General features: G+C 48.8%; 26 protein-coding genes. 12 read left to right on the plus strand and 14 right to left on the minus strand.

What is annotated here, in order from left to right; genetic code table 11:
* Positions 1-159: 159 nt before the first annotated feature.
* The 3 genes from PJI16_14835 to PJI16_14845 all read right to left on the minus strand — a co-directional run bounded on the left by PJI16_14835 (position 160) and on the right by PJI16_14845 (position 2,508).
* Positions 160-1,347, minus strand: a complete 1,188-nt coding sequence (locus PJI16_14835; protein MDT3778840.1) for a histidine kinase — start codon at positions 1,345-1,347, stop codon at positions 160-162.
* Positions 1,348-1,356: 9 nt separating this feature from the next.
* Complete coding sequence (locus PJI16_14840) at positions 1,357-1,692, minus strand: hypothetical protein (GenBank protein MDT3778841.1); 336 nt, start codon at positions 1,690-1,692, stop codon at positions 1,357-1,359.
* Between the two features lie 300 nt (positions 1,693-1,992).
* Positions 1,993-2,508, minus strand: coding sequence for a hypothetical protein (locus PJI16_14845; GenBank protein ID MDT3778842.1), 516 nt, complete (start codon positions 2,506-2,508; stop codon positions 1,993-1,995).
* 241 nt (positions 2,509-2,749) lie between these two features.
* Here PJI16_14845 and PJI16_14850 point away from each other — a divergent pair, with 241 nt between their 5' ends.
* The 3 genes from PJI16_14850 to PJI16_14860 all read left to right on the plus strand — a co-directional run bounded on the left by PJI16_14850 (position 2,750) and on the right by PJI16_14860 (position 4,420).
* Entirely contained in the window at positions 2,750-3,373 is a 624-nt protein-coding gene (locus PJI16_14850) for a superoxide dismutase (GenBank protein MDT3778843.1), read from the plus strand.
* Positions 3,370-3,579: a hypothetical protein gene (locus PJI16_14855; protein MDT3778844.1), complete on the plus strand. Its 210-nt coding sequence runs from the start codon at positions 3,370-3,372 to the stop codon at positions 3,577-3,579. The genes PJI16_14850 and PJI16_14855 overlap by 4 nt, the downstream gene beginning before the upstream one ends.
* A gap of 187 nt (positions 3,580-3,766) precedes the next feature.
* Positions 3,767-4,420, plus strand: coding sequence for a response regulator transcription factor (locus PJI16_14860; protein ID MDT3778845.1), 654 nt, complete (start codon positions 3,767-3,769; stop codon positions 4,418-4,420).
* 120 nt (positions 4,421-4,540) lie between these two features.
* Here the strand turns inward: PJI16_14860 and PJI16_14865 are convergent, their stop codons facing one another.
* From PJI16_14865 to PJI16_14885, 5 genes are all read right to left on the minus strand, one after another.
* Positions 4,541-5,200, minus strand: coding sequence for a response regulator transcription factor (locus PJI16_14865; GenBank protein ID MDT3778846.1), 660 nt, complete (start codon positions 5,198-5,200; stop codon positions 4,541-4,543).
* A gap of 308 nt (positions 5,201-5,508) precedes the next feature.
* Complete coding sequence (locus PJI16_14870) at positions 5,509-6,987, minus strand: antibiotic biosynthesis monooxygenase (GenBank protein MDT3778847.1); 1,479 nt, start codon at positions 6,985-6,987, stop codon at positions 5,509-5,511.
* A gap of 13 nt (positions 6,988-7,000) precedes the next feature.
* Complete coding sequence (locus tag PJI16_14875; GenBank protein MDT3778848.1) at positions 7,001-8,050, minus strand: cobalamin-dependent protein; 1,050 nt, start codon at positions 8,048-8,050, stop codon at positions 7,001-7,003.
* Positions 8,051-8,600: 550 nt separating this feature from the next.
* Positions 8,601-8,897: a PepSY domain-containing protein gene (locus PJI16_14880; protein ID MDT3778849.1), complete on the minus strand. Its 297-nt coding sequence runs from the start codon at positions 8,895-8,897 to the stop codon at positions 8,601-8,603.
* Positions 8,898-9,525: 628 nt separating this feature from the next.
* On the minus strand, positions 9,526-9,777 hold the full coding sequence (locus PJI16_14885) for a hypothetical protein (GenBank protein MDT3778850.1): 252 nt from the start codon (positions 9,775-9,777) through the stop codon (positions 9,526-9,528).
* 148 nt (positions 9,778-9,925) lie between these two features.
* Here PJI16_14885 and PJI16_14890 point away from each other — a divergent pair, with 148 nt between their 5' ends.
* The gene (locus PJI16_14890; protein MDT3778851.1) at positions 9,926-10,243 is read left to right on the plus strand and encodes a YtxH domain-containing protein; all 318 of its coding nucleotides are present in this window, start codon (positions 9,926-9,928) and stop codon (positions 10,241-10,243) included.
* A gap of 575 nt (positions 10,244-10,818) precedes the next feature.
* On the opposite strand, the gene PJI16_14895 is transcribed toward PJI16_14890, so the two are convergent.
* Positions 10,819-11,673, minus strand: coding sequence for an SDR family oxidoreductase (locus PJI16_14895; protein MDT3778852.1), 855 nt, complete (start codon positions 11,671-11,673; stop codon positions 10,819-10,821).
* A 100-nt stretch (positions 11,674-11,773) separates the two neighbouring features.
* Between PJI16_14895 and PJI16_14900 the strand changes: the two genes are divergently transcribed.
* Together PJI16_14900 and PJI16_14905 are read left to right on the plus strand one after the other, a co-directional pair.
* Positions 11,774-12,814, plus strand: coding sequence for a GntG family PLP-dependent aldolase (locus PJI16_14900; protein ID MDT3778853.1), 1,041 nt, complete (start codon positions 11,774-11,776; stop codon positions 12,812-12,814).
* 13 nt (positions 12,815-12,827) lie between these two features.
* Complete coding sequence (locus tag PJI16_14905) at positions 12,828-13,130, plus strand: hypothetical protein (protein ID MDT3778854.1); 303 nt, start codon at positions 12,828-12,830, stop codon at positions 13,128-13,130.
* 324 nt (positions 13,131-13,454) lie between these two features.
* Here PJI16_14905 and PJI16_14910 read toward each other — a convergent pair whose 3' ends face one another.
* The 5 genes from PJI16_14910 to bioF form a co-directional block, all read right to left on the minus strand.
* Entirely contained in the window at positions 13,455-13,889 is a 435-nt protein-coding gene (locus PJI16_14910) for a hypothetical protein (protein ID MDT3778855.1), read from the minus strand.
* A 402-nt stretch (positions 13,890-14,291) separates the two neighbouring features.
* Entirely contained in the window at positions 14,292-14,507 is a 216-nt protein-coding gene (locus tag PJI16_14915; GenBank protein MDT3778856.1) for a hypothetical protein, read from the minus strand.
* An 18-nt stretch (positions 14,508-14,525) separates the two neighbouring features.
* Positions 14,526-16,052 (minus strand): YifB family Mg chelatase-like AAA ATPase, encoded by a 1,527-nt coding sequence (locus PJI16_14920; protein MDT3778857.1) that lies wholly within the window; start codon positions 16,050-16,052, stop codon positions 14,526-14,528.
* Between the two features lie 102 nt (positions 16,053-16,154).
* Entirely contained in the window at positions 16,155-18,044 is a 1,890-nt protein-coding gene (locus PJI16_14925) for a protein kinase (GenBank protein MDT3778858.1), read from the minus strand.
* A 273-nt stretch (positions 18,045-18,317) separates the two neighbouring features.
* Positions 18,318-19,478, minus strand: coding sequence for an 8-amino-7-oxononanoate synthase (bioF, locus tag PJI16_14930; protein ID MDT3778859.1), 1,161 nt, complete (start codon positions 19,476-19,478; stop codon positions 18,318-18,320).
* A 259-nt stretch (positions 19,479-19,737) separates the two neighbouring features.
* Here bioF and ilvB point away from each other — a divergent pair, with 259 nt between their 5' ends.
* The 6 genes from ilvB to PJI16_14960 all read left to right on the plus strand — a co-directional run bounded on the left by ilvB (position 19,738) and on the right by PJI16_14960 (position 26,243).
* Positions 19,738-21,513, plus strand: a complete 1,776-nt coding sequence (ilvB, locus tag PJI16_14935; GenBank protein MDT3778860.1) for a biosynthetic-type acetolactate synthase large subunit — start codon at positions 19,738-19,740, stop codon at positions 21,511-21,513.
* A gap of 22 nt (positions 21,514-21,535) precedes the next feature.
* A complete protein-coding gene (gene ilvN, locus PJI16_14940; protein MDT3778861.1) occupies positions 21,536-22,057 on the plus strand; it encodes an acetolactate synthase small subunit in 522 nt (173 codons plus the stop codon).
* A 96-nt stretch (positions 22,058-22,153) separates the two neighbouring features.
* Complete coding sequence (ilvC, locus tag PJI16_14945; GenBank protein MDT3778862.1) at positions 22,154-23,167, plus strand: ketol-acid reductoisomerase; 1,014 nt, start codon at positions 22,154-22,156, stop codon at positions 23,165-23,167.
* Between the two features lie 33 nt (positions 23,168-23,200).
* Positions 23,201-23,866, plus strand: coding sequence for a phosphatidylserine decarboxylase family protein (locus PJI16_14950; GenBank protein ID MDT3778863.1), 666 nt, complete (start codon positions 23,201-23,203; stop codon positions 23,864-23,866).
* Positions 23,863-24,633 carry a CDP-diacylglycerol--serine O-phosphatidyltransferase gene (gene pssA / locus PJI16_14955; GenBank protein ID MDT3778864.1) on the plus strand — a complete coding sequence of 257 codons (771 nt, stop codon included), beginning with the start codon at positions 23,863-23,865 and terminating at the stop codon, positions 24,631-24,633. The genes PJI16_14950 and pssA overlap by 4 nt, the downstream gene beginning before the upstream one ends.
* Positions 24,634-24,695: 62 nt before the next feature.
* Positions 24,696-26,243, plus strand: a complete 1,548-nt coding sequence (locus PJI16_14960; GenBank protein ID MDT3778865.1) for a 2-isopropylmalate synthase — start codon at positions 24,696-24,698, stop codon at positions 26,241-26,243.
* Positions 26,244-26,267: the final 24 nt, after the last annotated feature.

The raw sequence follows: 26,267 nt of genomic DNA on the forward strand, positions 1-26,267 counted from the left end.
AGGTTTCTTCCATTCTGAGAGATTATGCAGGAAAAGCTCTCATCCGATTCCTTCCGGTCGCGGGCTGCTACCGGTCGTCTGGCAGAGGAGTTTCTTTAAAACATATCAAGTTGAAAGAGAAAGGAAACTGATCGAAACCCTTGAGGTATGGATGGAGAATCAATGTGGGGGAGAAGGTGGTGACAAAGGAATGGTGAGAGAGGCCCGTGTGCCTTGGCCTGGATAAGAATTCAGCGATATTGTTCCATGAAGCGCCGTCATTCGTCCCCTGATGCCGGATAAACCGAAATGATCCTGACCGGGAATCTCCCCCGCCATGGTTGCAGGATCAAAGCCGCATCCGTGATCGGAAACCATGCAATGAAGGTGTGTGCCGTGAAGTTGGTGAATGCTGATCGTGGCTTGGTCGACGTGAGCGTGTTTAATCACATTAAATAATAACTCACGAAGGGACCAATAGAGAAGAAATTCCTGATTTTCGGATAGGTCGGGCAAAGGGCGTTCGGCTTCGAGGGTGACGACCAACCCAAGCAACTTCATCTTTTTAGTCAGTTCCTCTAAAACCTTCAGTAGGCCTGATTGATGAAGGTTAAAAGAGTTCAGCTCCGTCATCAACGTTCGTGTATAGCTCAATGATTCCTGAAGGAACTGATCGACGGTATTGAGAAGACTCAAAACTTCCGGGTCTGATGTCAAGTGGCTTCCTTGAGCCAGCTTTATTCGGCCAACTGCCAACATTTGGGCCAGATGATCATGAAGCTCGCCCGCTAAGGCTCGCCGTTCCCGAGTTTCGGTTGAGATGAGGCTTTCCGAAAGCTCTAAGAGCTGTTGTGTATGGTCAAAAACTAAATTGTTCCTTGCCCCTACATGATTATCCAATTCATCTTTGGCTTGTTGTAATTCTCGCTTTGCGAAATTTTTTTCATTTATCTCTTTTTGAAGTCGCATGGTCAGAAATTGTTCTCGATGCCAGAGGGTTTCAAGCAGGCTTGTGGGCGTAATGGCTCCAATAAACCGCTGCCCGCTATCTATGACAGAGAAGGCATCGATACGGTGTCGTTGGAAATCTGCGTACAGCACATCAAGAGGAGTGGAGGGTTCGACATGGGGGGACGTGGAACATGAGAGAAGATCCCCAAAAATCCTATAAGGATATCGCCCTATCATATGTTTGGGGACGATGCCCAGAAATTGCTCGGAAGGCTTCTGGTTCACGACTTCAGAAAATACGGCATAGGCTTCATAACTCTGTAGTTTATGATTCAGATTGAGGTCACGCAGGCCCATCTCTGCGGATACCATCAAAACGGAGGGACTGACGGCATCTTGTGCAGTTAAATGAACCACGAGACCATTCTACAATTCTTGGGTAATGGTGATTTCTGTGTCCAACTGAATGTGGAGGATATCATCCGCCACCATCAAGGGCTTTACTTGATCAAGAAGGAAAGTCACCACGCGTTTTTGTGTTAATCGTCTGGTAATGGAAGATCGTATCAGCATGCTATTGATGACTTCATCCTGAATTTCGATATGGTCAAATTCTTCCGGGATGAGCAACCGCAGCGCCTTCTGTAAGGCGCTCACACCAATAGCCGCATCCTTACCAATGATGAGTCCGTCGGTGATAGGAGGGATGGAAAATTCTTTAATCTTCGCCGTGATGAGAAATTTTGGTTCGTTGGAAAGCACCCGGGTTACCTCCAAAAGCCTTTAACGCATCTCAAGAAATTTGAAATTTAGGGCGGACTCCTGCAAGGAATAGTATTCGGAAACGTAGTGTATTGATCCCTTTGAAATTATTCAACAAAAAAGATACCCCCCGCTGAAAGGGGTGCCCCAAATCAGAACCGCCTAGGTTATTTTACCCGGAAATCGTTCAGGGGGTTGGAGGAGGGCTTCTCACCAGTTTTGAAGGACACATCACAAACCGATATCAGAGCAGAGCCTATCAGATTGTCATGGAAAGAGGGGTGATGAAAAAAACCTGAGTTAACTTCGGTCGGTGGATCTATCAGTGGTTTTCACGTTGTGTTCATGGGTGGCATCGATAATAAGCTGGGCGGCTTTTTCAGGATCACATTCGGCAGCAAATGTTTCCGCGGCTGCAAGAAGCATCTCGGATTTCACCTGGTGATTCGTCGATCTCCCTACGGCGTGGGATTTGAGGATTTTGAGAATATGTGTGGCTTTTAATGCCTGATCAAGCTGGTCATCATCAAGCAAGCGATGAATTTCCTCCAGTATTCGTGTGTCAATTTCCGCATGCGATAAAACTGCATGTTCCTGAAGAGTTTCGGTGGGAGACGGGACCATCGTCGGTTGGGAAATCCAGTGAATCGCCTCAGGAGAAAGTGGCACCTTCTCGTTGCGAATGGTTTCAATAAGAAAGCCCAAAACATTCCACGCATGAATTGTGAGATCTTCAACCCCCTTCATCCCGAGGGCGGATTGAAGGGCAGTTAATTCCTTGCCCATTTCATCGGATATGGTGAATTGGATATTCATAAATCCCCTTACACTCTTTTTAACTTTTTGAAAACTTACTCCATAGCGGAGAGGAAGGCGACTAGGCAAAACCCTGGTCGAAATGTTTTTTCCCCGACCGGAGATTCCCGGAACAAGGGTTTTTTCCAGTTATACAACAGCATAATTTCATGTAATTTCAACGAAAGTGACGGGGCTGTATTTCGCTGAAAGCTCTTGGAATGAGCAATAAATTGTGATTGGGGAAGGAGAAATCACACCTATGAAGACAAAGAACGATAAAAATTATCCGGTCAAGGAATTCCCCCTCAAAGGATTAACCGGTATTTCAGATAAAACCTTAGAGATGCATTTTAAGCTCTATGAAGGATACGTGAAGGCGACCAATTCTCTCACCAGGCAAATCGGGGAATTTTTGATTGATGGACAGGTGGATCAGGAGGAAATGCCTGCCTATTCTGAACTGACCCGTAGATTGGGATTTGAATATAATGGAATGGTCCTACATGAATTATATTTTGAAAATTTGTCATCCCAGGAGTCGAAAGGTCCACAACAGGGACAAATATCACTCCAAAAAGCCATTGAAGATAGTTTTGGGAGTTTTGACATTTGGAGGGCAGACTTTTCAAGCGTCGGGAAAATGCGGGGAGTCGGTTGGGCTGTGTGCAATATTAATCCGGCAAATGGTCGGGTTTCCAACCACTGGGTGAGTCTTCATGAATTCGGCAATGTAGCAGGGTTTCGTCCCCTTCTCGTTATGGATGTGTGGGAACATGCCTATTTGCTGGATTTTAAACCATCGGAACGAGGCGAATATATTGAACGTTTCCTTTCCCACGTTAATTGGGATGTGTTTGCCAAGCGCCTGGAGGGGCAATCATGAATAGCTTCGAATTCAATGGCTGGTGCCTTTCAAGTTTTAACTTTGGATATGCCAACCCGAATCCTATCCCTAACCCCAATCCCAACCCTTTTCCTCCTCCCGGACCGATTCCCACTCCTCCTCCAGAACCGCCTATTCCTCCTCCTCCTCCAACCCGTCCCCCCATACCCAAAATTCAGCAATTTCTCTTTCGGCTTCGAAGATAGGTTGTCAGGTGGGTCGGATTTGTCGGTCCACCAGTTCACAGGCCGAAGGTCAGGCTTTGTGATCCCATATACTAAAGGTTTGCCAAAACCAATCTTGGTGCTCATTGTGGACTTATATGAGTGATTCTTTCATAATACCTATCTCAAGGTTTTATATTAAAAATTTATTCTCCAATCCTCTATTGACATGAGCAAAACTCGGGTACTTTTAGCTGAGGATCACGTCCTGGTAAGTGAGGGACTGACCAAATTGCTGGAAACGGATTTTACATTGGTGGGGACCGTTGTAGACGGTCATGCTTTAGTTCAAGCCGTCAAGAAACACACACCGGACATTGCGATTGTTGATATTTCCTTGCCCCTGCTGAATGGGTTGGAAGCGGCCCGTCAAATAAAAAAATGTGAACCCCAGACAAAAATAATTTTTCTCACCATGCATTCGGAAGACCATTTTGTCCAGGAAGCCTTTAAGGCTGGCGGGGCGGGGTATATCTTAAAACAATCTGCGACGGCAGAATTAGTATTTGCCATTAATGAGGTTTATCAGGGACGTACCTACGTTTCCCCTTCCATTGCCCAGGGAATCGTCAGCCAGGCCCTGAATCCCTCATCTAATTCAAAGAAGACGGCCCAACCGGAGACTCCCCCACTGACTCAACGACAGGTTGAAATTCTCCAACTGGTTGCTGAGGGGAAATCCAATAAAGACATTGCGGTTGTATTAAATCTGGCCGTCAAGACTGTGGAATTTCATAAAACCCGGATCATGCAAATTTTGGGACTCAAGACCGCATCGGAACTCACGAAATATGCCATTGCCACCGGAATTATTTCCATTTAATAGCTTCTAGAAGTTCTTTCTTCCAGTCTCCAATCCGAGACTTTTCCTCCTCACTTCTACCGATACATCCTGTGATCATGCACGCCCTCTAATCCTCAGGAGCTTCTGTCCGCTCAATCCCTAATCAAGAGGAGAAATTCCTAATTTGACCGCGTATTTCGTGAGATCGGCCTTGGAATGAAGACCTAATGCCTGCACAATTTGCATTTTATGGAACGCCACCGTGCTTTGGGAAATAGTTAACACGTTGGCGATGTCCTTAGCAGAGAAACCTTGAGCCACAAGTTTTAACACCTCCTGCTGTCTGGGAGTCAATTTTCCGGAAAGTTCGGTACCCGGCATACCATCCATCTGGGCAAGAACGGCATATTGCACCTCCTCAGGAATTAAAGGAGAGAGGTATCTCTGTTTTTCCTGAACCTGTTGAATGGCTGATAATAATTCGCTGCCTGCCGTTTGCTTTGGCACGTAGCCTTCTCCTCCCGCACGAAACGCTTCCATGATAAAGGTGGGCTCCAAATGCATCGACACAAAAATTATTTTTACTGATGGGCAGGCGACTTTTAAGAGTCGAGCGGCTTCGTATCCGTTCTGGTCCGGCATTGAAATATCCATAAGGAGAATGTCGGGTTTTGCTCGTCGGACTTGGCTGACCAAATCGCTTGCGTCATGAGCCTCCCCCACAATGTCATGGTGGGGTTCGAGCAGTTTTTTGCAACTCTCCAAAACAAGAATATGATCGTCAACAAGGAATAATCTTGCTCGCTTGAGTGTGTTCATATATTAAAAAAATGTCACATATCAATGGTTGTTTGCACGTTCCAATCCGCATGTCTAAGGGAAATAATTACACCATATGTTTTTGTAGGAGTGTCTACATAAAGTGGTGCAATATGATGGTCCTTCCATGTTAGGTTCGGATGCCTGCCGTTCCTTCACTGTAACGAGAGTCCGGCCCATGGCCAACTGACCAAAACCCTTGAAAAGGAAGCTTCAATGTCGACCTAAAGGCGTCTGAACCTATTGTGGCGGTTTTCAGTTGAGTCCAGCAAGCCGTGGGGAGGCCATGATAAGACGGGCAAAGGATTTTACGGGGATGGAGGAACGATGATGGTGATGGTCGTTCCCATTTTCGCGCTGGAAGTAATATCAAATTGTCCCTTTAACGCCCTTATGCGTTCCCGGTAAAAGAAGAGGCCAAGATGTCCCCGTTCTTGTTCAAGTTGCCGGGTTTCCGGATCAAACCCCTTTCCGGAGTCACTCACCCTTATCAGGAGAACATGTTCCGAAGGGCATTCCCAATGTATCGATGCGGTGGTAACTCCTGCATGTTTTAACACGTTGAGCAGTAACTCTCGCACTGTTTTATAAACTACGATGCTGATATCTTCCGCCACCTTCACCGGTAGGATCGTCTCAGGGCTTGCCACGGTTAAACCAAAGCGCTGCATGTCTTCGGAAAGATATTTGAGGGCAGTGAGTAAACCATGGTGCTGGAGTATGGACGGGTTTAAATCAGAGATCAGTGTTCGGGTGAACGTCAATGATTGATCGATCATTCCGTCAACTTCCTGAATCACCTTGGAATGTGACGGAGGAGTGAGCTTATGGTCTATTTGCCCGAGCTTGAGTCTGCAGGCGATGAGCATTTGGGCGAGATAATCGTGTAAATCATTTGCCAAATTTTGACGTTCGAATTGTTCGACAAGGGCTAACTTCACCAACATGGCACGCAATTGTTCCTGATGGTAAACCAGGTCTTTTGTCCGTTCGGTCACCAGCTGATTCAAATATGAATTATTTTCCGACAGTTTGTTCCCGCTTTTTACTTCCTCTCGCATTTTGACCGTCATTTCGTTTTGAATCTGCATGAGTTCCACGAATGCCCTCTGGTTGAACTTTTCCGGTTCTTCCCCGATGAGAATGGTGGTGTCAGCAGAATTCTTCTGCACCAAACAGTCCAGTGTATGAGGGATTCCGGACGAATCGAGGAAATTAAGTCGCATCCGATTGCTGTGGCTGGAGATCCCATCTTCAAGGATATCGCGCAGGTGCTTTTGGTCCGGATCAGTAAGAAATTCCCAGATAAATTTTGTCTGCAATTCCGCTCTGGACACATTGAGTTTGGTCAAGAGGACGTCATTGTAGACCTGAATCCGTCCATCAGGGGTCATGACGCAATACACAATGGTATCTGTCTGGTTGAGGAATTTTTCCAGGAGCAGGATCGAGTCGCCCAGAAAATCCTGTAGTCCGCCCTGTGGCCCCGTTTGTGGGAGACGCTCCAGTTCAAGGATTTGCGTCACGGTGGGGTCCAGCTTCAGTCCTGTGGGGAGCATGCCGTGAGAAAGGCGATGGTCCGGGCTTTTATGCCAGGCGTGAAAGGTTTCCCGATCCGTCCAACGAGTCACCAAATGGAAAATCGTTTGGTCTGAGTGAGGCGTGTAGACTTCCATCCCTAAAAAGCCCGGAACGGCCTCAACCAATCGCGGGCGCTTTTGAAAGGCTTCGACCACGTCCCCTTCAAGTCCGTTTGCCACCTTAAATCGTGATATGACTAAAACCATTGATATGTGTCCTTTAAGGTAATAGTGCCGTTAAGGACCGTAAATCATACGCAAACGCATCGGCGCCTATATCCCGATACACATCCGGAAGTGCACGAAAGGCTGATCCTCCAACCAGGATGCGGGGAGTGGCAGCGGGGGGGAAATGGTTTCGAATGTCCCTGATCAAATCTCTCACGGTCGGAACTTTTAAAACCATGGTTGCGGAAATTCCGACGAGAGTCGGTCGGAAATCCTTAATCAATTGGAGGATAGATTGATGAGGAACATTCACCCCTAAAAATCGAATATCCCATCCCTGCAATTCCAGCATATCTGCGACCATGTGGGGTCCGATTTGATGCAGTTCACCTTCTACGCCGGTGACGATCCCTTTCCCTTGCAAGGGTTGGGCAGGTGTCACACACGTATATAAATTGGCCATGACATATTGGGTGATGGCGGTGGCCACGTGTTCTTGAGCGACGGAAATGTGATTGGCTTCCCAAAGGCTGCCTATCTTATACAACGATTCTTGAAAGAGCTCCACATACACATCCGAGAGAGAGCGGGTACTTGAAAAGGCCTCAAGCGCGATCGTTCTGGCCGCATGGCGGTCACCGGCCAAAAGAGCTTGAAGGAAAACCTCCTGATGGAGTGCTATGGGAGTTGTTGAGCGTGCGGGGGTTTGAGGTTCTGGTGGTTCCGATTCTGGGGTCTCCAACAAATGGGACCGAACGACTGTTTTTTCGGGCTCGGTCAGGTGGGGTTCCAATGCATGAGAAATGTGTTCCAAAAATCGCTGTAACACATGTTGCGGAATGTTTCTTGTCTGGAGCACCTTTGTCGTCCAACGCAGATATTGTCTGAATGTGTCCTTGTTTCCAAATTCAATGGCCGTTCTGAGAAAGGTCAAGTGGTAGCGTGCATCGGTGATACAGTGGTTTTTGGCAACTTCTCCCTGTTCTTTGGTCTCGGGATGTTGTTGGAGAAATGTGGTCGTGATGACCTCAATGACGTCTCGTTCAAGAAATCGAATTTTTTCTGCAAGCCGGTGCCGGTCGTGTGTTTGAATGTCTTTCATGTAAATGGGGAAAAGACCCTGAGAAGGATCATTGCTTCACGACGATAAGAAAATCTCAAAAATATGAAGAGGAGCAAACGAAATGGGTCGTGATCCTTCACTTGCCGGTTCACAATGGTCAGAATCAGCATTCTAAGCCTGGTACGTCAGCATTTTCAACCCGAATGGGTCGATGGTCAAGCCCCAAGGCTTGTTCGTCAGGGTCTGAGACCCGTGGGGAGGATGGTAGGATGTCGGTTTTGTTGCTGGATTTCCTGGCGGAGATAACTTTCGATTATTCACGGGGCTTAGCCAGTAAAAAACCATGAGCCGCTCGCAAGGCCGGATTTTTGCCTGCGATACGGCTCATTAATTATTAGACAGGCCAATGGTCATTGAATTCGTAGCCTGAATATTCCCCCATTTTTTATATACATGTTCACGCGTGTGATAAGAAGATGAACGGAGAGTTTCAAGTTACTATCTTTACCACCGAAGCCTGTTTTGCCATTCCAAGTCCATCAGTCCATACGGAATGACTTCCAATGTCAGATTTAAGCCAGGACCAGGTTTAGTCCTTTTCAATTTTGAGAACCTCTCCTGTTTGGGCATCCACGTAGATTTCTCTTGCGGCTCCTGTCTCATCGATGACTTTAACCTCGAATACCGTTTTGCCGTCTTCCTTTTCCAGCTCTGCATTAAATGCCTTTCCCTTTACATTGGTTAGAGCGGTTTGGACGGCCTCGACTAAGGTAACTTTGGTGCCCTGAAGTAATTCTGCCTTATCATCTCCGAACAACGCCCAGGCTGGGTTAACCGATAGAGTGAAAGTGATGGCCATTACACCCGTAATAAGCTGCTTGTTCATAATGAACTCCATTTCGTGCTTGAGAGTGGTTGTAAAGCGCACAAGTTGAAATAAACACACATTAAGGAAATTGATTATGGCAACTCCTTCTGAGTGAGAATAATGGCTGAACCTCCATCCGTAATCATTGGACAAATTCCCGAGCGTTCTTTCCAGGTGGTCCAATGCCGAGACAAAAACACTTGTTCAGACAAGCCATTGACATGAAACGATGTCCTTAATGAAGGAAACGGGTATCCCTTTGATGCAGGGAATCCGAATGTTGGGGCCACAATACCAACGGAAATGTCGGTTACGTTTCGATGTCAGGAACAAGCGGGGAATCTTCTGCATTCTTTGTCAGAGCTGATGGCATCGAGGCAGCCTATATCCCCAGAGGGAATAACAACCACGGTCAGAAAGGTTGCTAAAGAGGAAAAATTACAGACATAATTGTCAAGAAATGTTTTTCGAGAGTCAGGAAAAGTGGATAAATGCCGGAGAGTTCGGCTATGAAACTCTAAAGGGTTCATTGATATTTTAGCGTCATATACTCCGTTTTCTGGAAGAAAGTGAGGTTTTCCGGATGAATACCGTCTGTGCCCATCCCCCATGTTCATGCGAAAATTTAGAAGGCGAGGAATACTGTTCAGAAGAATGTGCGAATGTCATTACCGCGCCGGTAGGGAAATGTCGGTGTGGCCATGATGGTTGTGAAGGTTATTTGAAATATCGGGACGCCCAGACCTAACCGACATTCATGTTTAATCCGCTCATGTGAGTCATAGTCGTCAAAAGTCAGGTTCTTCTTCCGGAGGGAAACATGATGATCGGTAATATGATCTGAAACATCCTCCGCTACAAATAATACCTTCGTCACACGATTACTGTGGTGCATCATCACATTTCCTAATTTCTGAGACATCGTTGTGGACTACTTTTTGATGATCCCTCGGAGTGATTTGTCTATTCACCATGGTCCGTCTTCATGGTACTTATACATTATGGAAATCGTTAATCGAAACTAAACACTAGAAGTGAGGAAATGTATGCGTCACCATGAATCAGATGTCGTAGATGGAAAGCTGTTAGGTGTATTTGCCATGGGCTTAATTATTGGATCTGTTGCCACATTACTACTTTCTCCTCAGTCGGGACGGGACTCGCGGGAGCAAATTCGTGATTATGTTCGTCGAAAAGGAGAAGATTGGAGTGATTTGCAAGAAAAAACTGTTGAGACCTATCAAGACATCGTGTCCGGCACGCATAAGGGATTGGCAGAGATTCAGGAGACGATAAGAGAGGCAGTCCATGCCGGAATGGATGAATTTCGTAAGGAATGGAAGGACGTCAAAAACAATCGATAGAAAAGAACCAAGACAGTTGTGTGAATGAGAAATAACTGAAGACGGTCATGGTTGTGAAATACTCTGCCATTGATGAAACAGATGAAGATGAAGAGAACAAAATAAACACAATGTGGAGTAATTCTTTTCCGTCTTCGCGAACAGCTCCAAGTTTCGTTTGAATCAATTTCCCATGACCCATCTAAATTTACCTCAGAGCGCATGCTGCGCCTACTTGGGATACGATAAGCTCGCACTCTGAGGCCGCATTCGTTCAATTTCAGGTGTGGCCGCTTAGAAGGTCGCAGTGATAGATTTTTTTTGTTCAGGCCCGTAAACTCTTTCCTCCATCTTCCGCCAACCGTGCTATTACCTTTACCAACGTTCGTTATATTTGTTTTTGAATTGATCAAAAGATGTGTTCTTACCCTCGCTCCCCCATGAACGACAGTCCGGTTGCCGATCTGCAGGTCGTGAGGCATATGATACTGCAGGGGCAGGGCTCGAAAAAAAAGGACTTGGACTAGCGGGTGGGTAGGTAGGACCATGTTTTCAGGAGTCTTCTGTAATCCTAAAAAAGGTGTGTTAAAAGAATTTTACCTTTCAGAGGTGACGGTCATCTTGCGGGCTTCTTGTAGAGAAACCCTTGGTTTTTTGAGGAGCCGTTCGGATCGGGAGGAGTCCATGGTGAGGTTTTTGGGGCGGCACAATCCGGATTCCTCGATTGTTCCCTTTTGAATATTCGATGTCTGTGTGACTCCAAAGTGCCGGAGCAATCCCATCCCCAATTCCCACCTGTTCAGGCTTTCAGGACCTCCGAGATGTACGAGTCCTGGCACATCTTTGGTGGCGACTTCCAGTAACAGTTCGGCAAGATTTTCCACCCAGATGGGACAGCGAAGTTCATCTATAAACAAGCGATACTGTTCGCCGGTTTTTGTGGACTCGATTAAGCGGGTCGTCTGGCGGTCCGGTGTGCGCAAATCATAGAGCAACGAAGTGCGGACGATGGTGGCCTTCGGATTCAGGGAGCGGATGAGTTCTTCCGCCTGGGCTTTGGCCTTACCGTAGGGATTGATGGGATTCGTGGGGCTTTCTTCGGTATAGGGCGCGGAAGTCCCATCAAAGACTTGATCAGTCGAAAGGTGAATGAAACGAATGTTTCGTTCTACTGATTGCATGGCGAGGAGTCCTGCTGCAGGGAGGATCGCTTCAATTCCTTTTCCCTGTTCCGAGCAGGCGGTGTGAATAATGACGTCCGGTTGCACCCGATCCATGAGGACTCGAACTTCCTCAGGGTTTTGGAGATCACAGACGTGAAACGTCACACCGGGAAGGGATATGGAGGGCGTGGCGTGCAGCGTTCCGGCTGCGACAAATTGATTGGCCCGACGAAGGAGGTGATTCCCTAAAAAGCCCGCTCCGCCGGTGACGAGGAGACGTGGTTTCATCGTCCGCATTGTAGACCAATGCCAAAAGGAAAATCTTGTGTGATGGAGGACGGTTCCTTAGAATACGAATAGAATATATCCTTGTTGAAGGAATTGATGTATGCAAAAAATTGATTTACGTAGCGACACCGTGACGAAACCGACACCGGCCATGCGAGAAGCGATGGCTCAGGCTGAAGTGGGCGATGATGTGTATGGAGAAGATCCGACCGTGAATCGCTTGGAAGCCATGGCTGCGGATATGTTAGGCAAGGAGGCCGCAGTGTATGTTCCATCAGGGGTGATGGGCAATCAATTGGCCCTCCGGTTACATACGCGGCCCGGTGATGAAGTGATCGTTGACAGTACATCCCATCTCATTCGCTATGAAGGTGGATCGGCGTCTTCACTCTCCGGTGTCCAATTGTGTTGTGTGCCGGGTGATCGTGGACGCCTGTCGCCGGAATTGGTCAAGGCGGCCATTCGGCCAAAGGGTCTTCATAATCCTCCATCCACCTTGGTGTGTCTTGAACAGACACATAATGTGGGTGGAGGATCGATTTATTCATTGGAGACCATCAATCGAATTGCAGAGGTGGCCCGTACCCATGGCCTGGCCCTGCATTTGGATGGCGCTCGATTGTTTAATGCAGTGGTCGCAACCGGGGTGGCGGCGGCTGACTATTCTCGTCCTTTCGATACGGTGTCCTTTTGCTTGTCGAAAGGTTTGGGGGCTCCCATTGGGTCGCTGGTGGTGTCGGATACTGCACGAGTTCAAACATTGCGCCGCCTTCGCAAAGTGTTTGGCGGAGGAATGCGGCAGGTGGGAATTTTGGCCGCGGCCGGTGTGTATGCACTTGAGAACCATATTGCCCGATTAGCTGAGGATCATGCGAATGCGCATTACCTGGCGACTCTGTTGGAGGACATTCCCGGCGTGGTGGTGGATGTTAAGGCGGTGGAGACCAATATGGTAATGTTTCAGGTCCCTCGTTCCTCGAAAACGACCGACGTGTTATTAGCTGACTGCCTGGAGGCCGGAGTCCTGCTGAATGCCATGGGAGATCGGGCGTTTCGGGTGGTAACGCATTTGGATGTTAATCATGAAGACATGGTCGCCGCGGGTCGGATCTTCAGGCGTGTTTTTTCAGCCACGGAGTGAATTTCCACTCTCTATGAGTTCTTGGACAGAGCCTGGCACCGTTTCTACAATTTCATTGATCAGCATGGCGAAGGGAGTCGACGTGAGTTTATTGGATACGGTTTCGTTTCAACACATCACGAGGATTTTAGAAGTGATAGATGATTTGGATATTTCACGAGAGGCGGTGGAAATCCCTCTCTCCCCGGCAAGTCCTGGAGTGGTTCGTCGGTTGCCCAATGGTAAGTTGGAAATTGTCGTGGATGCCGACCTGCCCTTTGATGAGTGGGTACAGACGTTGCCTGAAAAAGTCCGGGCGCAAATGCCAGACGATTGAGTCCGAATCATTGGGTTGTGTAAGTAAGAGGTTGGCAAAGGAGGCCAACCACATGGCTGTGCGTGTCGAGAGTGGCCTGGATATACCCTTTAGTATTGTTGTCAGGAATGTGGCCGTTTGTGGACGTATCAGGGGTCAGATGTCGTGGCGTTGTGGACCTCTGTATTTCACTAGGCCCGGCCATTGTCGGGGACGGCGTCCGCGGACAAGTCTGTGCAATTTGTAAAGGGCGGTGGCATGCGCCGTCGTCTGAAATTTAAAGACCGTGATTGTATGGGGAAGTCAAGCGATTGGCCTCAACGAACCCATGATTCCTTAGCTCATTTACTGAGAGCCAACAGCGACTGCTTGGCCCTTCATGTCGGTCTCGCCTGACCTTTCTGTGGTTTTTTCCACTGACCATTCATTGGGGGTAATCTTTAAGAGATGACCTTTGAGCGTATAGAACTCGCCTTCCGGTATTTCCACCTGATCAGTGCCCGTCACGTTGATGGCCAGCACGCGTTTTTGATCCCCTCTGTTGGATAAAACCAAGCCGGTCTCCAACCGTTCCAGGTGATAGGCTCCCTGTTCGTTGATGACCAGAGAATTGGCTTCTATCTTTGCGTGAATTTTCCCAACTTTATCGAATATGGCAAAGTTTACTCGGACAGGGGTTTTTCCGGTTTGTCGGAGTGTCATTTCGATTTGAGGGAGTCCGTCGACTTCAACAATTCCATTGGAATTGCGGTACCAGTGCGGTCCGACTTTCACATCCATGCCCAAAAGCCTCCTTTTTTCGTCAGTGAATAGACTAAATACTGAATCGTATTGTACTGACCGGATCAGCCTGGTGGCTAGAGGAAATGTTCCGGAGGAGCGTTGAAAGCAAAGGTTGCACTCTTCGTGAGGCTTTTAGGAATGTGTTTTGGCTGCTTGGCCATGGTCTAGTTCCCAGTCGGGTTTCTGGTAAGCGTGTGTTGTTGAAAAGACAAAATATTAAAAATTGGCATCAGCCCCAGGGATTTGTGCAACCATCCCAAAATTGCCCATTTGACTCTTGCTGTGCTGCAACTGCAGATAGAGGATTCGAACTTCAGGAAGGGGTTGGAATGAGTCTGTGAGGGACCTTGGGATGTGATAGGGGGAATTAAACGGAAAGGCCGTCAATGGTTCCCTGAGTCAGGACTTATCTTTGATTCGATTCAGAATGAGGGCAATGCACCCACCCAATAGACCTCCCCCAAAGATCGGGGGGCCCAACTCGACCAGCTTGATTTCCCATATGGGTTCATTCGCTAACATCAGATCGCGGACCCCCCCTTGAATCATAATGACAGCGAGGGCCATGAGAGAACCAATAATGAACCACCATCGAAAAACTTTAAACGATTCCATGAAATGTCCTTATGCCAATTATGCCAGAATAGGTCGATCTAATGTTCGGTACTGAATCGCTTCAGCAACATGTGTGGATGAAATCATAACCGATTCTCCTAAGTCGGCAATAGTTCGGGCCACACGTAAAATCCTGCCATACGCCCGCGCGGACAATCCCAGGCGGGTGACGGCTTGATCCAACAGTGTGTTCCCGGCTTGATCCAATTGGCAATATTTTTTGAGCAAGCGAGGCTTGAGCTGTGCATTGTTTAGGGTGTGCTCGGCGCGGTACCGGTCGATTTGACGATGTCGTGCCCGGATCACCCTGTCTCGAATTTTCGAAGAGGATTCACCGATTGTCCTGCCCGATAGTTCTTTCACCGGGACGGCAGGAACTTCGATGTGGATATCCAGTCGGTCGAGGAGCGGGCCGGACAGACGGCTTCGATACCGTTGAATGTGATAGGGCGTACACACGCATTCATGGGTGGGGTCTCCGCAATACCCGCATGGGCAGGGATTCATCGCGACGATCAACATGAGTCTGGCTGGAAAGGTTAGGCTGGCATGGGCGCGGGTCAGTGTGACGGTTCCATTTTCCAGTGGCTGGCGCAAGCTATCCAAGAGCGACCGCTTAAATTCCAAGGCCTCATCTAAAAAGAGGACGCCATGATGTGCCAGAGAGACTTCTCCGGGACGGGGGATGGATCCTCCTCCAACGAGGCCAGCTTCTGAAATGGTGTGATGGGGAGCCCGAAAGGGGCGATTGGCAAGGAGGGCCGCATGAGGTGGAAGGTTTCCCGCTACACTGTGGACCTGACTGGCTTCCAAACATTCCTGAAAGCTCATGGGTGGAAGAATACCTGTTAACCGTTGGGCTAACATGGTTTTTCCTGATCCTGGTGGTCCCACCATCAGAAGATTGTGCCCGCCTGCCGCAGCCACCTCCAGGGCACGTTTGGCCTGATATTGTCCCACCACATCGGCAAAGTCTTCCTCGATAGAGGAGGGGCCGGCTTGCCCAATAGAGAAGGTATTTTTTGCAGGAAGGAAGGTGAGGGACCCCTGAAGAAATTCCACCACCTGAGGGAGGGTGGAGACGCCAAACACGGTGGCATGGTCGACCACGGCAGCCTGCGAGGCATTGTCGTGCGGTAGAATTAATGAAAAGGGGTGATGGGTGGCAATGGCCATGGACAGCGCTCCGGGAACTGCTTTGATTCTGCCATCCAGCGCCAGTTCACCGACAAAAATGTAGGACATGACCTCTTCCTGGGACAGGACGCCTTCAGCTACCAAAATGCCAATGGCAATTCCCAACTCAAGTCCTGCTCCTTCTTTTTTCAATCCGGCCGGGGCCAAATTAACGGTGATTTTTTTTGCTGGGAAGTGGAACCCGGTATTTTTGAGTGCGGATCGAACCCGGTCTCGACTTTCACGAACAGTCGCATCCGGTAGTCCCACGATGGAAAATTGCGGGAGGCCACCGCCTATATCCACCTCAATTTCAATGAGATTAGCGTCTAATCCCACCAATCCCACACTTTGAATTTTGGCTAACATGCCTGTTTCATATATTTAGATTACAACCTGTAGGGTCTGTTTATTCAAGGATTATAGGTAGCGTTCATGGAGGTACAGAGAATCCGTCATGTGAGCCTGTGGTTATGGGGGAGATACTGGTGACGGAAGAGCCGGGAGTTTCGGTGAAGGGGGAAGGGACGGTGAATTTGGAGCAGATGGAAGTAAAGTGCCTGGTCCATCTTTTGGAACTATGGGTGCGGTCTCAGGGCTCTGCACCGAATCCAATATGTCTTTAAGTTCCTTGCTTTCAACGTTGTCCAGCGATTCTGCGTTCGGGGAGAGAGCCGAGTCCTGTATGGGTTGGGGTCCCGTGTGGGAAACCTCTGACGACTCTTTAGAGTGTGAAGAATGTTTATCAGGGTCTGGGGGGACACCCGCCTGATCAGTTTCCGACACGATTGCTGGAGGCCTTGGTGTGGACTCGGGTAGGGTGACCGGAGTTGTCGGTTTCTTGAGCAATGGTGGATTGCCAATCGTGAAATTGTCTTGGGGTGGCAACGAGTGAGGTTGAGCCGTAACTGGTTTGGCTTCGGGTTTGGGTTGCGGGCTCAAGTTCTGAGGTTGTGTCCTTGTGCGTTCCGGTGTGGAAGGCAATGGCGTTCCTGAGTGTTGTGATACATCAGGTTGCAATGGGTGATCCTTTGTCACCACGGGTGTCGGCATTGGTGGTGTGGTCCTGATTGAGGGATCGCCTTTTGATGTGTCATTGGTATTTAGGCGCGGCTCCTCCGCCTGTGAGGAATGGGGTGGAGAAGAAATTTGGGGTCCAGGGGTTATGGTCCTGAACGGGTCAACTGGAGGAACTGAAGGGGCCGGTTCGTTGATTCGTGGCTGCTCTGGGACCCTGAATTCAGGGGATGTAAGAAACGGGATGCCGAGCTTTTCCTTGTAGATATAACCCATGGTGCCACCAAGCAAAAGGAACAAGCTGATTCCAATCGTTACGCCTAATTTTTTTCTCGTCTTGGCTTGGTGTATTCCTTGATAGTCGGTAGAGTGTTTCGGCCGGGTCACGGCAGGCGGTTGGTTTGAAGAGGGTACTGATACTGGTGCCTGTGGTGGAAGGCTCGGTGCCTCTACCTTGGTTGTTTGGATTTCTGGCGTTGGTTGAGGTTCTGCAGGGGCCACTGGGGGCTTCAAAACGTCAGGGGCAAATTTTGCCAATTGCTGATTCAAAATCGTGAGAACATGGGTGGCATCTTGAAGTCGCTGTGAGGACTGATTCCGGGTCATTTGGCGGATAAGCTCGCAGATGGCTTTTGGGACATGGTCCGGGAAGTCAAACACTGGGTCAGCCTGGTCGAAAGCCAGTTTTCCCATAATCGATGTTTTTGGGAGACCTGAATAGGGCACTCGCGTAGTGAGCATGTCGTACATCATGAATCCCAAACAGTACAAATCGCTGCCGAGGGTCAGGAGTTCGCTTTTGGCAGTTTCCGGGAGCAGGTAGGGTAATGGTCTGAGTAACTCAGCATCACAGTTTTTTAGGATGTCCATCAGGATCCAGGATAATCCGAGGTCCATGACTTTGATCTGGCCTTGAGGGCCGACCAGGACATGACCTGGATGGAGTGTGCCGTGAATGATCCCTTGAAAGTGGATATGAACTAACACTTCCGCAATTTCACGAGCCAGCATGAGCATCTTTTCGACTGAAAGAGGCCCCTCACTCTGAATGACGTGTTGGAGACTGGGAGCGTCAAAGAATTCCATGCAGACGATAGGTGTGCCGTCCTGCTCTTCCACTTTGAAGATTTTAATGAGATTGGGATGCTCCAATCGAAGGAGCGATTGGGCTTTTTCGATGAAGGCTCTTCCGCGAATGAGCCGACCATTGATATGGGTATGATAAACCTTAATCGCCATTTCCTGCCGAAGTTCGAGATCATACCCATAGTAAATAGTCCCGGTTTGGCCTTTGGCTATTTCTCCTTGTATTTCAATTTTTCCCGGCAAAAGCTGTGTATTCATATGAATAAACCTAACCGTTTCAATGAACCTTTGTGAGAAATGAAGACGTGATGGTGATCGTGGCCCATTGAAACGAAGACACACTTATCAATAATAATGAGGAAATCTCGGACCCATGGAATTCCTGCTCATCTTGTCGGAATACCGTTTGATTTTCTTGAATGGAGGGAATTCTTGATCGCTTGGAGTTTCGAATGTAGGTCAGCAGAGAAAGGTGTCTTTTTAAGATCAGCTGGTAGAAACAAGAGAAGCCCAAGGGCAGCAATTCTTTTCTCAGAGAACCTTAAAGGCTGTTCCCACTTTCCGTAATGCCCGGAGGGCAGTTTCGAGATGCTCTGGCGAATGGTCAGCTGTGACCGTGATTCTGAGGCGGCTGGTCCCTTTAGGCACCGTAGGGGGGCGGACAGCAGGAATCCACACTCCTTCTGCTCGTAGATGTTGGCTCATTTGGACTCCGAGTTCCGGGTCGTTCACCATGATAGGGAGAATAGGGCTCTGGGTGTTGGTCAGTTCAAATCCCATGGTTACTAAGCCGTGATGCAAAAATTCCCGATTGCGCCAGAGTTTTGCCCTTCGTTGCGGTTCTTCTTGAATGACTGTCAGGGCTGCACTCGCTGCTGCGGCGATGGCTGGTGGCGGGGCAGTGCTATAGATAAATGATCGTGCGGTATTGACCAGATAGGCCACGAAATCTTTCGGCCCGGCGACAAATCCGCCACTACCCCCAAGAGCTTTACTGAGGGTACCCATCTGCAGGATGCGGCGGGGGTCTAACCCAAAATGTTCCACCGTGCCTCGACCGGTTGCGCCCATGACCCCTGTACCATGTGCGTCATCAATGAGCAGGATGGCACCATACTCTTCTGCCAATTGGGCTATCTCAGGCAGCGGAGCCACATCTCCATCCATACTAAACACCCCTTCAGTTAGAATGAGCGTCGAGGCTCGGGAACGTGGTCCGGACAGAAGGCGCTTGAGATGGCCAACGTCATTATGGTGGAAGACGCGCAATGTGGCCCGGCTGAGACGGCAACCATCAATCAGGCTGGCATGGCAGAGTCGATCCGCCAAAATCAGGCTGTCCGCCGTGGCAAGATTCGGGATAACTCCTATATTGGTGGCGTATCCTGAAGAAAAGGTGAGAGCCGCTTCTGCGTTTTTAAAACTGCCCAATTCCCTTTCTAATACGTGATGAGGAGTGATGGTGCCGGAAATTAATCTAGAGGCTCCAGATCCTACCCCAAATTTTTCGATGGCATTCACGGCGGCCTCTTTTACCTTTGGATGGTTGGCCAGTCCAAGATAGTTATTGGAGGCAAAAAGGAGGACTTCCCGCCCTTCCACTGAAATAACCGGATTCGAGGGGGAGTTGATGAGAGATAATTCCCTCAGGAGGTGTTGTTGCGCTCGGGTCTGAAGCTCTTCTTTGAACATTGAGATGCCCACAGAATTTTGGAATTCTAAGCTAGGGAGCCCGGGATCCACAGGTATTTCGTAATGCGATCAACCCTGTTACAATAAATGTTGACTTGAAAAAACCATAATGATTACCATGGTTTATTTACTTCCCCAGACAATAAAATTATCACAATTGGGGAATCTTTTTTGTTGGAGAGGTTTTTGAGGGAATTTCCCGTGACGATGTGGTTCACCAGGTCTCGTCCAACGTCAAATTAACCAGAGGGTGAGAATCATGAAAATCACTGGTGCAGAAATTTTTTTAGAAGCATTAAAGCGTGAAGGCGTGAAAACCATGTTTGCCTTACCAGGCGGAGTGGTTCTCAAAATATTCGATGTCTTGCACCAGCAAAAAGATATTCGGGTAATCCTGACTCGGCATGAACAAGGTGCCGGGTTTATGGCCGTTGGATACGCGAAAGCCATGGGCAAACCCGGTGTGGCGCTCATTACCTCGGGCCCCGGAATGACAAATGTTATCACGTCTCTTGCAGATGCGTATATGGATTCAGTTCCCATCGTCGTTTTTTCTGGACAAGTTCCGACCGCATTGATAGGCAATGATGCCTTTCAAGAGGCAGACAATATTGGTCTCAGTCGTCCATGCACCAAATATAATTTTCTAGTCAAGGACGTGAACGATTTAGCGCAGACGATTAAGGAAGCGTTTTATATTGCCACCACTGGTCGTCCTGGCCCGGTTTTAGTCGATATTCCTAAGGATATTTCGCTGGACAAAGCGGAATTTCACTACCCGACGTCTGTCTCCATTCGAGGATATAATCCCACCTACGACGGAAGTCGTTGGAAAATTAAGCAAGCAGCTGACGCGATTATGAAATCCAAGCGTCCTATTTTATATGTGGGTGGCGGAGTGGTGTTGTCTGGAGCTTCTCATGAGGTGAAGGATCTGGCAGAATTGACTCAAATCCCGGTGGATATGACGTTGATGGGGTTGGGAGCATTTCCTGGCAATCACCCATTGTCCCTGGGAATGTTGGGCATGCATGGAACGTATGTCGCGAACATGGCTATGCATTATTCTGACCTGGTTATTGCCGTTGGGGCACGATTTGATGATCGAGTGACGGGCAAGGTGTCAGAGTTTTGTCCCGATGCGACTATTATTCATATTGATATTGATCCGACCTCCATCAGAAAAAATATTCAGGTAGACATTCCAATTGTGGGTGACTGTAAGCGGGTGCTCACCGAATTGAATAATATTCTTCGTGCCACGGTGAATGGGAATCAAAAAGAACAACGGAAGCCCTGGTGGGATCAACTGAATGCCTGGAGGGAAGCACACCCACTGCACTATGACCAAGATCCTGACGGATTAATTAAGCCACAATTTCTTATTGATCGTCTGTATCACTTAACGAGCGATCGAAATCCTATTTTGGCCACGGATGTCGGTCAACACCAAATGTGGGCAGCGCAATATTTTAAATTGCAAAATCCTCAGTCCTGGTTAACATCCGGTGGTCTTGGAACTATGGGTTTTGGGTTGCCGGCCGCTATGGGTGCGCAGGCTGCGTTCCCGGATCGTCTGGTTTTGTGCGTCGCTGGGGATGGCAGTATTCAAATGAATACCCAGGAATTGGCGACTGCGGTCGTCGAGCAACTACCAGTTAAAGTGTTTATTATTAATAATCGGTTCCATGGCATGGTTCGCCAGTGGCAAGATTTGTTTTATGAAGGCCGGTATGCCTCAAGTTACCTGGGGACCGTTCCTGATTTTGTTAAGTTAGCTGAAGCCTATGGGGCTACCGGTATCCGGATCGAAAAGGTGTCGGAGATGGATAGCGGCATTCGTGAAGCCCTCTCCATTAAGGGGCCAGTCGTGATTGATGTCCCGACCTACCAGTTTGAAAATTGTTATCCCATGATCCCGGCCGGAGGCTGTAATCATGAAATGTTGTTAGGGGATCCCCCGGACTTGAAGAAACCCAATGCGATGCAAAAAATCGGGACTCGGGCGGATTCAGATTCTGTCATCACAGCTTAGAGTACAACTATAAAAGGGTATTATGGAGCACATTATTTCCTTGACCGTAGAGAATAAATTCGGATCATTGTCTCGAATAGCGGGCCTCTTCAGCGGGCGGGGTTTTAATATTGAAAGTTTGTCAGTAGCCCCCACTCTGGATCCCTCTGTGTCCATGATGACAGTGGTGACTAAGGGGGATGATCCGATTATCGAACAAATCCTGAAGCAGCTGAACAAACTCATTGATGTGATAAAAGTCGTTGATATTAGCGAAAGCGAGTTTGTTGAACGAGAGACTGCGCTCATTAAGGTTCATACCCGGGCAGAGGATCGAGCGGAAGCTCTTCGCATTGCGGATATTTTTCGAGCTAATGTTCTGGATTCCTCTCCGACCAGCTACACTATTGAAGTCACTGGAGATGTGAGGAAAGTCCAGGCGATCATCAATCTCCTGCAGCCACTTGGCATCAAAGAGCTGGTACGAACCGGCAGAATTGCCATTGGGCGCGAACCGACACGCTCGACACAAACCCAATCCCGACCGCTTGCGAAAGCGAATTAATCAGGCCAACCAACACCTGCCTTTAGACTGAGGGGATCCGTCCACCCTGATCGACGGAACGACTAAGGACTATTTTATCTTTATGAGGAGTGCATGATGAAAATTTATTATGAAAAAGACGCAGATCGACAGATTTTAGCCCAAAAAACTGTGGCCGTCGTGGGTTTCGGTAGCCAAGGTCATGCTCATGCCTTAAATATGCGGGATAGTGGTCTTCAAGTAGTCGTGGGTTGCCGTGAGGGTTCGTCATGGAACAAGGCGGAAGCGGCCGGGTTGAAAGTCATGCCGACTGCAGATGCGGTGAAAGGTGCCGATGTGGTGATGCTGTTAGCTCCTGATGAAGCCCAAGCCGCCATTTACAATAAAGATATTGGTCCAAACTTGAAACAGGGAGCCTATCTGGCCTTTGGGCATGGGTTTAATATCCATTTTGGGCAAATTCAACCTGCCAGCCATGTGAATGTATTTATGGTGGCTCCCAAGGGTCCAGGGCATCTGGTCAGGTCGGAATATACCAAGGGGACGGGCGTACCATGCTTGTTAGCCATTCACCAGGATCCCGGCGGTCAGACAACCAAGGTCGGATTGGCCTATGCCTGTGCGATTGGCGGAGCCAGAGCGGGTGTCATCGAAACATCCTTTCGAGAAGAGACGGAAACGGATCTTTTTGGGGAGCAGGCAGTCTTATGCGGAGGGCTTACCTCCCTGATTCAGGCAGGATTTGAAACCTTGGTCGAAGCCGGTTATTCGCCTGAAATGGCCTATTTCGAGTGTTTACATGAAGTGAAGCTCATAGTGGATCTCATCTATCAGGGTGGCATTGCCAATATGCGCTATTCTATTAGCACGACCGCCAAATATGGCGATGTGACACGAGGGCCACGGGTGGTGACCGATGAGACGAAGAAAGTGATGAAAGAGATTTTGGGAGAGATCCAAAGCGGTCGATTCGCCAGAGAGTGGGTGTTGGAAAATCAAGCGAACCGGCCCGTGTATAATGCCCTTTTGAGAAGGGGAGAGGAGCACCCCATTGAAGAGGTCGGTGCACGGTTGCGAGGGATGATGCCCTGGCTGCAAAAAGATCAGCTTGTGGATAAACAGAAAAATTGATGAGAAGGTTGCGGGACGTGAGACCCAATCCCAATGGCTGATCAGGCAAAAGGAATTCCTGTTGCCAAAGAAGGCCTTCCCTTTATCGCTGGGGGAGGGCTTCTGACGCTTGGGTGTTGGGTGGCCGGGCCGGTCTGGCTCACGTGCCTGATGGGATCGTTAACCCTGTTTACTGCCTGGTTTTTTAGAAACCCGGCCAGAACGATACCGCAGGGGAGAAATCTCATAGTGTCTCCCGGTGATGGGACGGTCGTAGCGGTGGAACAGGAATTTGAACATCGATTTCTCAAAGAACCCAGTATCAGAATCAGTATTTTTTTAAATGTCTTCAATGTACATATTAATCGGTTGCCTGCGACAGGAGTGCTGCAGGATGTCGTCTATGCTCCAGGTAAGTTTTTAGTAGCCAGTCGTCCAGAGGCTTCAGTGGAAAATGAGCAAAATGCGCTCATGCTCAAGCGTTCCGATGGGAAGAAAATACTGTGTGTGCAAATTGCCGGGTTAATTGCCAGGCGAATCGTTTGTTGGGTGAAGCCCGGTGAACAGGTTGAAGTTGGCGAACGGTTTGGACTTATAAGGTTTGGATCTCGGATGGATTTGTATCTTCCCCACGATTGTGCCATTCAAGTCAAGGTTGGCGAAAAAGTGAAGGGGGGATCGTCCATCGTGGCGGAGTTGCCATGCCTGGAGCCTTCATGAAACAACCCAAAAAACGACGGGTCGTCTATTTAATTCCCAATCTTCTGACCACCGGAAATCTTTTTAGTGGTCTGGCCTCTATCTTGTTTGTCTTTGGGGGCGATTATGGGCCTGCGGCCATTGCGATTCTTGTGGCGATCGTTTTTGACGTGTTGGATGGGACGTCAGCCCGTCTGATGAAAAGTACGAGTGATTTCGGGCTGCAATACGATTCGTTGGCAGATGTCGTGGCTTTCGGAGTGGCTCCGGGCTTGCTGATGTATTCCTGGGCGCTCAGTGGTCCGAAGATGTTGGGTGCCGCGGTGATGTTTGCCTTTGTTGCCTGTGGTGCCTTGCGATTGGCCAGGCATAACGTTTTGGCGACAACTGGCGGAGATGGGAAGCCGTTTACGGGGCTTCCTATTCCCGGCGCAGCGGGGGTGATGGCCACGTTGGTGATTTTCGATCATCATGTTGCGCCTTTAGGGGAGAAGGTGAAGCCTATTCTTGGGATCGTCTTGACCTTAGGGCTGGCGTTTCTCATGGTGAGTACCTTTCGTTATCGTAGTCTGAAAGAATTAAAAACGCAGGAACACCACCATTTTAATTATTTGGTGTATGCAGTCCTCATTCTCATGGCGGTCTTAGCGTATCCACAGGCGATGCTTTTTGTTGTGTTTGCTGCCTATGCGCTTTCAGGCGTCTTGGAGCAAGGGTGGAAGCTTGTGGCAGGTCTGATGGGGAAAAAGCCTGCGGAAGAAGTGGGGACGGATGGACTCCACAAATAAATGACCGGCAGGCGGGAAAAAATTGGAGCTTGGATGAAGAGCAAATGTGGGGGAGATGAGCCATGACACGGATGATTCGAATTTTCGATACCACCTTGCGGGATGGAGAGCAATCGCCTGGCGCGAGCATGAATATCGAAGAAAAAATCCTCGTGGCGAAGCAATTGGCCAGGTTGAATGTGGATATTATCGAAGCCGGTTTTGCGTTTAGTTCTCCCGGTGATTTTGAAGCGATTCATCGTATTGCACAGGAAATAGAAGGTCCGGTCATTTGCAGTCTGGCCCGGGCAAAACCGGAAGATATTGACCGGGCTTGGGAGGCACTCAAAGGTGCACCCAAATGCCGTATCCATACGTTTTTGTCTTCTTCGGATATCCACCTGAAACATCAATTTCGTATGACCAGGGACGAAGCCCTTAAGAGGGCAGTGGAGATGGTTCGCCATGCCCGGGGGTACGTTGAGGATGTGGAATATTCTCCCATGGATGCCACCCGTTCCGATTTGACCTATCTCTGTGAGGTGGTGGAAGCCGTAGTGGAGGCTGGAGCGGGAACGGTGAACATTCCGGATACGGTGGGGTATACGACTCCTGAGGAGTTTGGAAAGATTATTCGGACATTAAGAGAGCGAGTCCGGGGGATGGAGACAGCCATTATTTCCGTCCATTGTCATAACGACTTGGGGTTGGCTGTCGCAAATTCCATGGCCGCCATTTATGCGGGAGCAGGCCAGGTTGAATGTACGATCAATGGGATTGGTGAACGAGCCGGCAATGCCTCATTAGAAGAAGTTGCGATGGGACTTCGTACGCGAACAGATTTTTACCAGTCCGATACCAGAATACGCACAGAGGAAATCTCCAAAGCCAGCCGCTTGGTGAGCAATATCACCGGGATGGTGGTACAGCCCAACAAAGCGATTGTGGGTGCCAATGCCTTTGCGCATACGTCGGGAATTCATCAGGACGGGTTACTCAAGGACAAAAGTACCTATGAAATCATTCGGCCCGAATCCGTCGGATTAACCCAAAGTCGATTGGTGATGGGTAAACTGTCTGGTCGACATGCCTTTCGTGAGGAACTGGCCAACCTGGGGTACACCCTTTCTGATCAAGAATTGCAAGAGGCCTTTGAACGCTTTAAACGGCTGGCGGATCAAAAGAAGGAATTATTTGAGGAGGATTTGGAGACAATCGTCAATAAGGCTATTACCAAAGTTCCTGAGCGCTATGCCTTAAAGGGGTTGCATGTGGAGAGTGGGTTGGAGCAGCGCCCGTCCGCAATGGTGGAATTGATAATGGATGGGCGTATCGAGAAGCGGACGGGTACGGGTGATGGTCCCGTGGATGCGGTGTATCGGACCATTGCGGCCTTGACTGAAACGAAGAGTCTTCTTCGTGCCTACATCGTTAAAGCGATTACGGGTGGTACCGATGCGCAGGGAGAAGTGTCGGTCCGTGTCGAAGAAAATAGTGAAACTGTTACCGGTCACGGATCGGATACGGATATTATTCTTGCTTCTGCGCAGGCCTACCTCAACGCCCTCAATAAATTGGCGGATTTGGCGGAACGACATGCCAAGGCCGAACAAAAAATTGGGTTGTGTTGAAGAAAGCGTTCCCTTCATCCAATT

Source organism: Nitrospira sp. MA-1 (assembly GCA_032139905.1).
In the GTDB taxonomy this organism is placed as follows: Bacteria; Nitrospirota; Nitrospiria; order Nitrospirales; family UBA8639; genus Nitrospira_E.